Raw genomic sequence first — 13,528 nt, 5'->3', positions numbered from 1 at the left:
AGGGAAATCTCCATTCACAAGTTTTTTTTATTGCATTCTTTATTTATTCCCCTTATACTCTAATTATAATAATTCTAATTTAGAAATGAAACTAATCTAAATGAAAAACATTATCAAATAAACAACAATTAGTTAAATGAAAGTGACTATCATTATCAAGGAGGGGTAATATGGAGATATCTAATCGAGAAAACTTATCATTAAATGAGAAAATATTAGAGCATAAAGAGTTGATCGCTGCACTTGTAGCTGGTCTAATTATCGTTCTTGCTTGGCGCATGGATAAAAGCGGTCAATCAACAGCTGCCATTATCGCTTACTTAAGTGCCTTTGCTATCGGTGGCTTTGCAAAAGCAAAAGAAGGCGTGGAGGATACCATTGAAAACAAAACATTAAATGTTGAAATATTAATGATTTTGGCTGCTATAGGTTCAGCCATTATTGGTTATTGGACTGAAGGTGCGATATTAATTTTTATTTTTGCTGTAAGTGGAGCCTTAGAAACATACGCGATGAATAAAAGCCATAAAGAAATTTCCTCACTTATGGCGTTACAGCCTGAGGAGGCTTGGCTCGTACGCGGGGGCTTTGAACCGATTAGCGTTCCTGTTGCCTCGATTAAAATCGGTGATCATATTTTAGTAAAGCCCGGTGAACGCATTCCAGCAGACGGCACTATTTTTAAAGGAATATCTGCCGTTGATGAAGCAGCAATTACTGGCGAATCTATGCCAATAACAAAAAATGTAGAGGATACAGTTTTTGCAGGTACAGTTAATTTAAATGGTGTGCTAACTATTAAAGTATCAAAAGCAAGCTCAGAAACTTTATTCCAAAAAATTATTACGCTTGTGCAATCTGCGCAAAGCGAAAAGTCCCCTTCCCAGCAATTTATCGAGCGCTTTGAAGGCGTCTATGTAAAAGGCGTATTAGCTGTAGTTGCATTAATGATGTTCCTTCCCCATTTTTTATTAGGCTGGGATTGGACGACAACATTTTACCGCGCAATGGTACTCTTGGTTGTTGCCTCACCATGCGCCCTAGTAGCTGCCATTATGCCTGCTACACTAGCTGCTATTTCAAATGGCGCGAGACACGGCATTTTATTTAAAGGCGGCTTACATTTAGAGCATTTAAGCGTATTACGAGCTTTAGCAGTTGATAAAACTGGTACTTTGACACAAGGTACACCTGTTGTGACAGACTTCATTGTACGCGATGAAGAACAGCGTATGTATACATTATCCATTTTAGCTGCAATCGAAGCTCACTCTACTCACCCTCTTGCTCATGCAATTACTGTATTTGCTAATAATCAGCAAGTACAAAAAATTGAGGCTACTATTGAGGATGTACCTGGCTTTGGCATAAAGGCAGTTGTTTATAATGAACAGTATTTAGTGGGTAAACCTGATTTTGTAGGCTATGAAGATTCGCAAAAATTTGCTGATGGTGCAGCCCAAAAGCTTGCTTCCCAAGGGAAAACCGTTATCTTTTTAAAGGATAAGGATGGGATTGTTGCACTCGTTGCGATGCAGGATACTGTACGTGAAGAAGCGAAGAAAGCAGTTGCCTTACTACAAGAGTTAAATGTTGATGTCATGATGCTAACGGGAGATAATGAGAAAACTGCACACGCAATTGCAGCACAATCTGGGGTTAATGCCTATGTTGCTGAATGTTTGCCAGAAGTAAAAGTGAACTATATTAAAGAATACCTCGCAAAATATAAAACGGTTGGTATGGTTGGTGATGGCATAAACGATGCGCCAGCACTCGCTACTGCTACAGTCGGTATTGCAATGGGGGGCGGTACTGACGTTGCCCTTGAAACAGCTGATGTTGTATTAATTAAAAATGATTTATCGAAAATTGCTTATGCAGTTAAGCTATCACGCAAAATGCAGCGCATCGTAAAGCAAAATATCATATTCTCATTAGCCGTTATTGCGTTGTTAATTTCCTCAAATTTTTTCCAAATAATCGACTTACCTCTTGGCGTTCTTGGCCATGAAGGAAGTACAATTTTAGTTATTTTAAATGGACTACGGATGTTGAAAAATATATAGGTGCAGCCCGAAAAAGGAGTACCTTTTTCGGACTGACTTAGCTGCTATATTAAGCATTCGCTAAAATATTTTACTCCTGTGGTTATTCTTCACAAACATAAGAAGGGAGTGTCTCAAAATGACTTTTGAGACACTCCCTTTCCTAATTTAAACAAGAAATATTTTTTTATCTTTCCTTGCTTTTTTGGCAAGATAGCGATTTTGCAAAGCTGCATTTATTAGGCCACCAAAAATTAAAATCATCCCCGTTAAATAAAGCCAGAGCATAAGCACAATAATCCCAGCAAGACTACCATACGTAGCACCGAAATTGCTAAAGCTACTAATGTAGTATGAAAAACCATATGTTAATGCTACCCAGCCTAAAGTTGCTAGAGCAGCTCCTGGTATAATACTAATAAGTGTTAAACGTGGCACTGTATTTGGAACAATCCAGTACATTAATGTTAACACAGCAAAAAGAATAACGTTAGGCATAATCCAGCGCAAAAACGTCCACATAGATTCAAATGAACTTTCTTTACCAAGATAAGAAAATATAAAGCTACCAATTTGCTTACCAAATATCGGAAATACTAGTGCTATTAATATAATGCCGATAAAAGCCAACGTAAAAAGAAGGGCCCATAAGCGATTTACTACACCTGATTTTCCTTCTACATCATAAGCGCGATTTAAGCCTTTTATTAATGCGTCAATGCCACGTGAAGCAGACCAAATCGTACCGATAATTCCAAGTGATAATAGCCCACTATTTGAGGTCGTTAAAATCTCATCTATTATATTTTCCGTTAAAATATATACCTCATCTGGCATAATATCTGACATAAACTCAAACACTTGATTACGCTGTAATTTTAAGTATGGTAACAATGTTACTAAAAATATGAGTAACGGAAAAAATGATAGCAAGAAAAAATAAGCAAGCTGTGCACCCATGCCTGATATATCAGCACGCTGCAAACGAACAAACATATCTTGAAAAAAGCCTTTTGTTGTTGTGACATCAATATCAGCCTCTACAGGTGCAATAAAGGATTTCCAGAAGGCTATAGTGCTTGATGCATTTTTTTTAAATTCTTTCATCAAGCTCTCCATCCCCCTTTTCCTTATTATGAGTTACTTTTTGAAAAAGCATCTTTCGTTTCTGTTACTAAGCTTTTTACTGTACTCGGTAATGTTTTAGCCTCATCTACATGCTCCATAATAGAGGCAATGTTATTTGTTACATTGGCATATAGTGACTGCGCCTGCTCCATTTTTGTTTCAATTAACTCTTGTAATTCATCACGATTTTGCGAATAATAAGAAACAGTCTCTTTCATTTTTTTAGATGTTTCTATTGTATGTTGACGCGTTTGCTTATCTAACATGCTAAGTGCCGCTCCTGCCAATGCCCCAAAAATGATAGCTGGTACTAGTTTACTTTTCATTATTTTTTTCCTCCGCTCTTTCGTGTATTATTCCCAAGTCTATTCAAAGTAAAACGTTGCTTACTGTTATTGTAACTAAATTTCTCTATTTTTGAAAGCTTCCCTACATTCACCGTTATGCTCTAAAGTATGTTATAATAGGTCGGATTAATCCGTTTATTTTGAAAGGTAGGCTAACAATGGACTTAACAATACCATCTCAAGAGAATGTTATTTATATGGTTGAACAAATTAAAGAAAAGCTACGCATGGTTAATGTAGATGCCATGAAATCAGAGCATTTTAACGAAAAACACTATGAAGATTTATGCTACTTATACGAAATGGTTATGAAACGTGACTCTTTCAGCCCTAGTGAAATGAATGCAATTGTTGCTGAGCTAGGCTCGTTGCGTAAATAAAAAATAGAGGGGCTGTTGGAAAGATATTATCTTTCTAACAGCCCTAGCTTCTATATGAAATATTTGTTAATACTCTTACTCCTGCGGTTACTTGCGTCATGAAGCTGTCTTAACACGACTTTTCAGACAGTTCCTCTCCTAAAAGCTATAAGCATTTTATACTTCTACTTGCCTTCTACACATGTTAAGATAAAATTTGGTATATTCATTTACTAAAACATAATGATTAATGGGGTTTTAATTATGCAAAAAGTTGGTGTGGTTGGGCCGAAGCAATCTGTTGAACGAATTATCCATTTTTCTGAGGAATTAGATACCGAATTACAGTTTATCGCATTCCCTTACAATATTATTGAAGAAACAAAATCAATTGTTGAAACACATGATGCAGAGATTGATTATTGGCTATTTTCAGGTATTACTCCCTACACTATTGCACTCGAAACGAAAGCTACACAAGATAAATTTAATTATATTTTTCGAGCAACGAGTGAGATTTTTGAAGGAATTTTAACATATTCCTTAGAAAACCATTCGATTCCTTCTGCTGTAAGTATGGATTTGATGAAAATGAAGGGACAAGACCACATTGATTTTATAGTTTCTAATCAATATCCAATGCTTAAGCAGCATTATTTCCGTTACGATTCAACCTCAACAATTGAAGAAATTTTCGAATTCCATTATAGTCTTTGGAAAAATAATGAGGTAGATATCGTAATTACGTCTTATCCTGAGGTTGCTGACCAGCTTATGCGAGAAGGCGTACCTGTTTATTGGACAGGCCCCTCAAAATGGAATACGTTTTATGCAATTCAAATCATTCTTGAAAAAATTAAAACGCGTTATTATAAAGATACCCAAACAACATCAGTCAAAATTAAAATTCAAAATTTTGAAAAGCTAAAAATATCAAAGCACTCTGGCTATTCATTTGAATTTCTTTTACTCGAGTTGAAAAAATTAGTGCTTCAATGCTGTCAAACATTGGATGGTCTTTTAACAGATGATAATAATGGGCAATTTACTATTTTCACAACACGAGGAATTGCAGAAAAGCACCTTTCAAAAATTCAAGAAACATTACAGCATCTTTCATTTAAAACAGAGTCTCCTATATTAGTCGGAATCGGACATGCGAATACAACTTATAGAGCAGATTTATTTGCAGCAAGTGCAGCACAGCAGCTAGAAAACCAAAATCAATCAAGCATTGTAGTGATGGATGATGAAGGGCAAATTTTAGAATTTACAGAAGCAAATGGAATGATAGAATATCAAACAATGATTAACGATGCTGAAATTCTTAAAAGATTACAGCAAACGTCAATAAGTTCTAAAACATTTATGAAAATTGCATCAGTCGTCAAGCAAATGCACAACAATTTATTTTCCTCAAAAGATTTGGCTTTAGCTCTACAATCATCTGAACGAAATGCACAGCGCATAATCGCAGAGCTTGTAAAGATTAACCTCGTTCAATTAGTCGGTGAACAACAACGGAATAGTAGAGGACGAGCAACGAAAATTTATAAATTAATTACACATATTGAGTCCTAACAAAACTGTTAAAGTAGAGAAAATCAGATTGATTTTCTCTACTTTTTTATATTTCATTTGATAGCAACTATTAAAATTTTATAAAAAAAGATTGCATTTAAAATAATCAGAAAATATAATTTACGTATAATTAACGAAAATGTCGTTAAATAAATAGGAGGTGCTATATGGATTCGAACATTATGGAAAAGAAAGCTAGAAATACAGTATTATTGCTTTTATTTTTAGGTTGGACTTTAGGAAATCTCGATCGCTACATTATGAACTATGCAATTGTAGATATCGGGAAGGATTTATCATTAAGTGCTACAGAAACGGGTCTTATTTTAAGCTCGTTCTTCCTCGGCTATGCCATTATGCAAATGCCTGGTGGATTATTAGCAGATAGATTCGGTGCTAAAAAAGTTTTATTAACTGCTGTTATTGTCTGGTCGATATTCACTGGATTAACTGCTATTGCTTGGTCACTAGCAGCAATGGTCGTTATCCGATTTTTATTTGGTATTGGCGAAGGAGGATTTCAGCCTTCTGCTTCGAAAATTATTTCAAACGTTTTCCCTAAAGATGAACGTAGTAAAGCAATGTCTTTAATGCTTTCTTCAGGGGCTATTATGGCTATGCTTGTACCTATTATTTCAGCAGTATTGCTGACATCAATTGGCTGGCGTATGTTTTTCGTCATCGCAGGTGTATCAGGCACTATTATTGCTTTCCTATATTGGAGATATATTAATATTCCGAATGAAAAGACAACAAACGATTTAAAATCAACAGGAGCAAGTAAAGGGTTCTTAAAATCCTTATTGACAATGCCATTTATGTGGAGCTTGCTTATTTCATATTTCACAATCTATGCAGTGAACTGGGGCTTAAATTCCTGGCTCCCAACATATTTAACACAGGTTCGTAACTTAGACCTTATGTCTATTGGTTATTTACAATTAATCCCTGGATTCTTAATGTTAATTGCTATGTTCACATACGGTTTTATTATTGACCGTTTATCATTAGGAAAAAATAAAATTATCGGTGCGATTTGTGCTTTTGGTGTAGCAATTTCATTATTTTTAATGTTTAATGCTACTTCAATTGCCATGTTTATTACCTATCAATGCATCGTGACACTTTTAATGACGTATGTCACTTTATTATTACCATCGTTTATCTTGAAAAATATCCCACAGCATATTACAGGAACAGCTATGGGAATGGCGAATACAGGTGGGCAATTAGCTGGCTTTGTAACGCCTACATTAATTGGGTTTATGATTGATGCTTTTGATGGCTCTTACAATGCAGCATTTTGGTTGTTAATTGCCTTAGCAGGTGTTTGTATTCTATCAATCCTATTAGTTTCTACGAAGGAACAATCAGTAGATAAGCAAGGAGTTGCATAATATGTTTAATGTACATGAATTTTTACAAAAAAATGCCCAAACCTTTACTAACCTAAGTGATGCGATTTGGGAAGTGCCAGAGTTATATTTTAATGAAAAAAAATCAGCACAATTAACTGCAAATGCCCTTGAAGAAGCAGGCTTTGAAGTTACACGAAATATTGCTGGCTTAGAAACTGCTTTGATGGGCTCTTATGGAAATGGCCCTACTGTTATAGCCTTTTTAGGAGAGTACGATGCATTACCTAGTTTAAGTCAAAAGGGTGGTGTTTCTACCTACGAGCCAATTGAAGCAAATGGTCATGGGCATGGCTGTGGTCATAATTTACTCGGCACAGGCTCATTTGCCGCTGCTTGTGCTTTAAAGAAATATATCGAGGAAACGAATGCACCTGTTACATTGCGGTTCTATGGCTGCCCTGCTGAGGAAGCAGGCTCTGGTAAAGCACATATGACGAAGGCTGGTATTTTTGATGATGTTGACCTAGCTATTTCATGGCATCCTATGACTTCAAATGGTGTTATGAATATGACAAGCTTAGCTAACTATGCAGTGAAGTTTAAGTTTTATGGTAAGAGCGCACATGCTGCAGCCGCTCCGCATTTAGGCCGTAGCGCATTGGATGCTGTTGAGCTAATGAATGTTGGTGTTAACTATTTACGTGAGCATGTGGAGCAGGAAGCAAGAATCCATTATGCTATTACGAACTCAGGTGGTACAGCTCCAAATGTTGTTCAAGCCTATGCTGAGGTAGATTATTTAATACGTGCACCTCGTAAAAAGCAAGTAGTTGATATTTTTGAACGTGTACAAAAAATTGCTCAAGGGGCAGCATTAATGACAGAAACAAAAGTAGAAATGGAATTTCAAGGAGCTGCTTCTGATTTAATTCCAAACACTATTTTAGCAAAAGTTATGCAAGACCAGCTTGATAACTCGCCCACACTTTCTTTTACTGAGGAAGACCAGCAATTTGCAAAGGAAATCTATGATTCATTAGATGAAGCAAGTAAAGCTTCTGCTTATCAATTTATGACACCACAAATGAAACAACAGCTACAAGGTCATTATTTGAATCATTTAGTAACACCTTTACTCCCTGAAGTACTGCTACCGGGTTCAACTGATGTAGGTGATGTCAGCTGGGTAACGCCTACTGTTCAATGCTCCACAGCTTGTTGGGTATTAGGAACACCAGCTCATACTTGGCAGGTTGTTGCTGTTGGTAATACACCAATTGCACATAAAGGGATGCTATATGCAGCTGAAATTATGGCTAAAACAGCCATTGCCTGCATTGAAAATCCAAAACTAATAGATGAAGCAAAAGCGGAGCTACAAACACGCCTTGATGGGGATGTTTATCAATCACTAATTCCAGATAATATTTAATCGAAAAATAAAAAAGCTATCAGGAAAACGGGTTATTGCCCGCGCCTTCCTAATAGCTTTATTTTGTATTTATTTCTTTGTTAATGCTACAGCAATTCCTGCACCAATCTTTGCATTATGCTTAACTAATGCGATATTTGATTCTAGTGATTTGCCTTCTGTTAATTCCTTTACTTTGCCTAATAAGAATGGTGTTACGTTCTTACCAGCAATTCCTTGCTGCTCTGCTTCTTCTAAAGCTTTTGCAATAATACCATTGATGAAGCTTGCTTCCATTGAATGCTCTACTGGAATTGGGTTGGCGATAATCGCGCCACCGCGTAAGCCTAAATCCCATTTTGCACGCATCATCGCTGCTACTTCTTCTGCTGAATCAACACGGAAGTTTACTGCAAATTCGCTTTCACGTGTGTAGAATGCTGGTAATACATCTGTTTCATAGCCAATTACAGGTACACCTTTTGTTTCTAAATACTCTAATGTTAAGCCGATATCTAAAATTGATTTTGCACCTGCGCAAACTACTGCTACGTTTGTCATTGCAAGCTCCTCTAAGTCTGCTGAAATATCCATTGTCGTTTCAGCACCACGGTGTACACCACCGATACCACCTGTTACAAATAGCTCGATTCCTGCTAGCTCTGCACAAATCATTGTTGCTGCAACCGTTGTTGCGCCTAATTTTTTCGTTGCAAGTAAATAGCCTAAATCGCGACGAGATGTTTTTGCTACTCCTTGTGCGTTACCGAACATTTCTAATTCTTCATCTGATAAACCAATTTTAATTTGTCCGTCAATTAAAGCAATTGTTGCTGGTACAGCGCCATTATCGCGAATAATTTGCTCTACTTCACGCGCAGTTTGCACGTTTTGTGGATAAGGCATCCCATGAGAGATAATTGTTGATTCCAACGCTACGATTGGTAATCCTTTTTCCTTTGCCTCTAAAACCTCTTGTGAATAAGATAAGTATTGTTTCATTTTAAGTTCCTCCAATTGTTATATTCATTTTGTGTCACTTGACGTACTGTCGTATTTGCCTGCAATGTTTTCGCTGAATGATAAAGTGCGAATTGCACTGCTTCATGTAGATTATCTCCTAGCATCACGCCATGTAAGCAAGCACTTACAAAGGCATCTCCAGCACCTGTTACATCTCTAATATCATCTATTTTATATGCACTATACTGCTGTAAACCGTTCTGATCTCCAACTAACACACCTTGCTCACCTAAAGTTAATACTACATGTTTAGCACCTTTATGTAGCAGTGCTCTTACCGCATCTTCATAGCTTGTTTCATCCGTAAAAGTCGTGTGTAAGTATGTTTCTGCCTCATCTCTATTGCAAATAAAATATGTTACACCTTGTAAATCATCAGGCATTCTGTTCATTTTAGGCGAAGATACAGGAACGATTACCAGTGGGATATTGCGCTCCTTGGCGAGCTGCTGGACATACATAACTGTTTCCTTTGGGCAATTTAAATCAATGACAATTGCTGAAGCATTTACTAATGTCGCTGTATGTTTCTCTAGTAGACTAGGCGTCAAAGCATCATAAATTGCCATGTTCGCTAAGGCAATTACAAGCTCACCATCTTTATCTAATACCGCTGTATAAGAGCCTGTTTGTTCCATATCTAATTTCTCTATTACATCAAGTTCAATAAATGCGCGACTAGCTTGTTCAATCATTTGTGCATCAGCATCTTGTCCAAGTGTCGTAAGCAATTTCACTTTGTTACCTAGACGACCTAGATTTTCTGCAATATTGCGTGCAACGCCACCGACGCTTTCGCTTGCTGTTACAGGGTTAGACGTTGCTAGCTGAACTTTATTTGTAATATGCAGCTTCCGATCGACATTTGCCCCACCAATCGCAATGATTGATTGCTTTTCTGGTAATACGTATGCTCTGCCGACAATTTCACCTTTTTTTATCAAGCCTGAAATAATATTTGCGAGAGTTGGACGTGACATATTTAAATTTTTCGCCATTTCCTGCTGCGATAAATAAGGATTTTCTTGAATCAATTGTAAGACAAGTTTCTCCTTATCATTCATTGCAATCCCTCCTCTCAGAACTTTTGTTTATATCATAAACTTTTGTTTGATTAAAGTCAAAAAAAAAAGAGCTGTTGCAGACTAGATTTTTTTATCTAGCTTTGCATACAGCTCCCCATAATCAGTTATTTATTAATATCGCTACCATCCTCTAATACCAATGGCTGTATCAATACTTCGACACGACGGTTTTTAGCGCGTCCCTCTGCTGTATCATTATCAGCAATAGGCTTATACTCACCCTCACCTATAACACTAAAATAACTTGGGTCTAGTTCTGGGTTATTATCAATGATGCTTTCTAAAAAATTAGATGCACGCATAGCAGATAAATCCCAGTTTGAGCTAAACTGCGCATTATTCATTGGCACATTGTCTGTATGCCCTTTTACAAGGATGTTACGCGGCGTATCAGTCTGTAAAATCTTTGAAAGATCTTGTGCAATAGCTGAATACTCCACTTTCACATCTGCTCTACCTGGATCAAAAAGCACGCTATCACGAATTATGATAAGCACCCCACCTGTATCTGTTCGGATTACTTCGAACTGCTCCTCCAACTCGTTAATAGCGATAAATTCCTCTATTCGCTCTAAAGTTCCCTGCAGTTCTTCTTGGTCTCTTATATATTTCATTGTTTGATCAGTAATCTCGCTACTTGTTGCATTTGGATCAGGTGTAGCAGATGGGTTTTCCATTACACCAACGCCACCATCAAAAATTTGACTAAATACTTCTGACATTCTTTCTAACTTCTGTTGGTCTACTGAACTAGAAGCAAATAATACAATAAACAGCGCTAATAATAATGTCAATATATCCGCATATGGCACTAACCAAGACTCATCAATATGTTCCTCATGTTTTTTATGCTTTTTATGCTTCTTTGCCAAGGCCACCCGCCCCGCTTTCCATGATTTGCTTACGTTCTTCTAATGGTAAGTAAGAAGCTAGCTTTTGTTCAATTACACGCGGTGCTTCCCCTTCAAGAACAGATAAAATTCCTTCAATCATCATGCGTTTTTGCTTCGCTTCCACTGAAGATTTTCGCTTTAGTTTGTTAGCGAATGGATGCCATAATACATAACCTGTGAAAATCCCTAATAATGTTGCAACGAAAGCAGCAGAGATTGCATGTCCTAATTTTTCAATATCACTTAAATCTGTTAAAGCTGCAATTAAACCGATAACGGCCCCTAACACCCCTAAAGTTGGTGCATATGTACCAGCTTGTGTAAAAATTAAAGCTCCGCTCGCATGGCGGTCTTCCATTGCCTCAACTTCTTCTGATAGAACATCACGAATATAATCCGCATTTTGTCCATCAATAGCAAGCGTCAAGCCATTTTTTAAAAATGAATCCTCAATTTCTGCCGCTTTACTTTCAAGTGCTAGTAATCCTTCACGACGCGCTAAATCAGCCCATTGAGAAAACATTTTAATGATTTCGATATCACCAGTTAATTTTGTTTCTTTAAATAGTACTTTAAATAATTTTGGCACTCGTTTTAATTCCTTCATAGGGAAGGCAATTACTACTGCAGAAATAGTACCAAAAATAATGATTAATATGGCAGCTGGATTTGCTAATGCGCCTAAACCTACCCCTTTTAGTACCATACCTGTAAGTAACGAAATAAATGCTAGAACTATACCTATTAACGAGGAAAGATCCATTATGTATACCTCCAATAACCCATACTTTTTTATTATTTCTATTCTATCATTTAGTATAATCTTATTTTCATTTTTTTTCGATGTATTAATGCATTTTTCTGCAATTTTCGGTATATTTGATTAGATGGTATCAATACAATTGATTTTTATCATATAAAAATTGGGGGACATGAGAAAATGAGCACAGTTTTTGAGAAAAATTTATTAAAATACGCAGAACTAGCTGTAAAAATAGGAGTAAATATCCAAAAGGATCAATATCTCTTTATTCAAGCTTCTACGGAAGTAGCGCCATTTGTTCGTCTAATTACAAAAGTCGCTTATGAAAATGGTGCGCGACAAGTATTTGTTGATTTTGCAGATGATGAAATAACGCGTCTTCGCTATGAGCTAGCACCAGAAGATTCATTTGATTTCTTCCCTGAGTGGAAAAAGCTTGAACGTGAAAGTTTGGCTGAACAAGGGGCGGCATTTATGTCAATCATGTCACAAAGCCCAGATTTATTAAAAGGCGTTGATACAAAGCGTATTGCAATAAATCAAAAAGCTGCTGGCACTGCTTTAAATAAATATCGTCAATATGTACAATCAGATAAAATTAGTTGGACTGTAATTGCTGCTGCTTCAAACGAATGGGCAGCTAAAGTATTCCCTGAATTGGCAGCAGAAGAGCAAGTAAATGCATTATGGGATGCTATTTTCAAAGCAACTCGCGCTGATTTAGATAATCCTGTTGAAGCATGGAAAAACCATGATAATGCATTACATTCTAAAGTAGATTACTTAAATGAGAAAAAATATGAAAAGCTTCACTATACGGCTCCTGGCACAGATTTAACAGTCGAATTACCTAAAGGCCATTTATGGTGTGGAGCGGGCAGCATTAACGAGCGTGGTCATGAATTTATGGCAAATATGCCGACGGAAGAAGTATTTACAGTTCCACATAAAACAGGTGTAAATGGCTATGTTTCTAGTACAAAACCGTTAAGCTATGGCGGTAATATTATTGATAACTTTAAATTAACATTTGAAGAAGGTCGTATTGTTAAAGTAGAAGCGGAGCAAGGCGAGGAAATATTAAAGCAATTAGTTGAAACAGATGAAGGTGCACATTATTTAGGAGAAGTGGCACTTGTTCCACATGAGTCACCAATTTCTGCATCTGGTCTATTATTCTTTAATACTTTATTTGATGAAAATGCATCAAATCACTTCGCTATTGGTAGTGCCTACGCATTTTGCTTAGAGGGTGGCAAAACAATGGCACAGGAAGATTTATTAGCGAACGGCTTAAATCAAAGTATTACACATGTTGATTTCATGGTCGGCTCAGGTGAAATGAATATTGATGGAATTACTGCAGATGGTCAAAAAGAGCCTGTATTCCGCAACGGTAATTGGGCATTTTAGTTGAAATTGTATTCAAAATGTTGTCATAGTTCTTCTAATAAATTCAAATAATATGAATTAGCTCTACTTTGATAGTAGTCTTTCATGTATAATAATAAATAATGACTGTATGAAGGGAG

Annotated in this window: 12 protein-coding genes; 6 read left to right on the top strand and 6 right to left on the bottom strand. The window is 36.6% G+C overall.

Annotation, left to right across the window (positions count from 1 at the left end; all coding sequences use genetic code 11):
• Positions 1–170: 170 nt before the first annotated feature.
• Positions 171–2,069 carry a heavy metal translocating P-type ATPase gene (locus tag TY13_RS18085; protein ID WP_042478911.1) on the top strand — a complete coding sequence of 633 codons (1,899 nt, stop codon included), beginning with the start codon at positions 171–173 and terminating at the stop codon, positions 2,067–2,069.
• A 147-nt stretch (positions 2,070–2,216) separates the two neighbouring features.
• Here the strand turns inward: TY13_RS18085 and TY13_RS18080 are convergent, their stop codons facing one another.
• Both TY13_RS18080 and TY13_RS18075 read right to left on the bottom strand, forming a co-directional pair.
• Complete coding sequence (locus tag TY13_RS18080; RefSeq protein ID WP_042479001.1) at positions 2,217–3,155, bottom strand: YihY/virulence factor BrkB family protein; 939 nt, start codon at positions 3,153–3,155, stop codon at positions 2,217–2,219.
• A gap of 26 nt (positions 3,156–3,181) precedes the next feature.
• Positions 3,182–3,502 (bottom strand): hypothetical protein, encoded by a 321-nt coding sequence (locus TY13_RS18075; protein ID WP_042478910.1) that lies wholly within the window; start codon positions 3,500–3,502, stop codon positions 3,182–3,184.
• Positions 3,503–3,681: 179 nt separating this feature from the next.
• Here TY13_RS18075 and TY13_RS18070 point away from each other — a divergent pair, with 179 nt between their 5' ends.
• From TY13_RS18070 to TY13_RS18055, 4 genes are all read left to right on the top strand, one after another.
• Complete coding sequence (locus TY13_RS18070) at positions 3,682–3,903, top strand: DUF1128 domain-containing protein (protein ID WP_042478908.1); 222 nt, start codon at positions 3,682–3,684, stop codon at positions 3,901–3,903.
• Between the two features lie 243 nt (positions 3,904–4,146).
• On the top strand, positions 4,147–5,463 hold the full coding sequence (locus TY13_RS18065; RefSeq protein WP_042478907.1) for a hypothetical protein: 1,317 nt from the start codon (positions 4,147–4,149) through the stop codon (positions 5,461–5,463).
• Between the two features lie 167 nt (positions 5,464–5,630).
• Positions 5,631–6,860 carry an MFS transporter gene (locus TY13_RS18060; RefSeq protein WP_042478905.1) on the top strand — a complete coding sequence of 410 codons (1,230 nt, stop codon included), beginning with the start codon at positions 5,631–5,633 and terminating at the stop codon, positions 6,858–6,860.
• A gap of 1 nt (position 6,861) precedes the next feature.
• Positions 6,862–8,253: a M20 family metallopeptidase gene (locus TY13_RS18055; RefSeq protein ID WP_042478903.1), complete on the top strand. Its 1,392-nt coding sequence runs from the start codon at positions 6,862–6,864 to the stop codon at positions 8,251–8,253.
• A 69-nt stretch (positions 8,254–8,322) separates the two neighbouring features.
• Here the strand turns inward: TY13_RS18055 and TY13_RS18050 are convergent, their stop codons facing one another.
• The 4 genes from TY13_RS18050 to motA all read right to left on the bottom strand — a co-directional run bounded on the left by TY13_RS18050 (position 8,323) and on the right by motA (position 11,996).
• Positions 8,323–9,234, bottom strand: coding sequence for a pseudouridine-5'-phosphate glycosidase (locus TY13_RS18050; protein WP_042478901.1), 912 nt, complete (start codon positions 9,232–9,234; stop codon positions 8,323–8,325).
• The gene (locus TY13_RS18045) at positions 9,231–10,319 is read right to left on the bottom strand and encodes a carbohydrate kinase (protein WP_042478898.1); all 1,089 of its coding nucleotides are present in this window, start codon (positions 10,317–10,319) and stop codon (positions 9,231–9,233) included. The genes TY13_RS18050 and TY13_RS18045 overlap by 4 nt, the downstream gene beginning before the upstream one ends.
• A gap of 125 nt (positions 10,320–10,444) precedes the next feature.
• Entirely contained in the window at positions 10,445–11,212 is a 768-nt protein-coding gene (locus TY13_RS18040) for a flagellar motor protein MotB (RefSeq protein WP_042478897.1), read from the bottom strand.
• Positions 11,196–11,996: a flagellar motor stator protein MotA gene (gene motA / locus TY13_RS18035; RefSeq protein ID WP_042478895.1), complete on the bottom strand. Its 801-nt coding sequence runs from the start codon at positions 11,994–11,996 to the stop codon at positions 11,196–11,198. Before motA ends, TY13_RS18040 begins: the two co-directional genes overlap by 17 nt.
• Positions 11,997–12,173: 177 nt before the next feature.
• Between motA and TY13_RS18030 the strand changes: the two genes are divergently transcribed.
• Positions 12,174–13,409, top strand: a complete 1,236-nt coding sequence (locus TY13_RS18030; RefSeq protein ID WP_042478894.1) for an aminopeptidase — start codon at positions 12,174–12,176, stop codon at positions 13,407–13,409.
• Positions 13,410–13,528 lie beyond the last annotated feature (119 nt).

Source organism: Bacillus ndiopicus (assembly GCF_000612805.1).
Lineage (GTDB): Bacteria > Bacillota > Bacilli > Bacillales_A > Planococcaceae > Metasolibacillus > Metasolibacillus ndiopicus.
The sequence above is the reverse complement of the archived record's forward strand: the minus strand, read 5'-3'. Positions and strand labels throughout refer to the sequence as shown.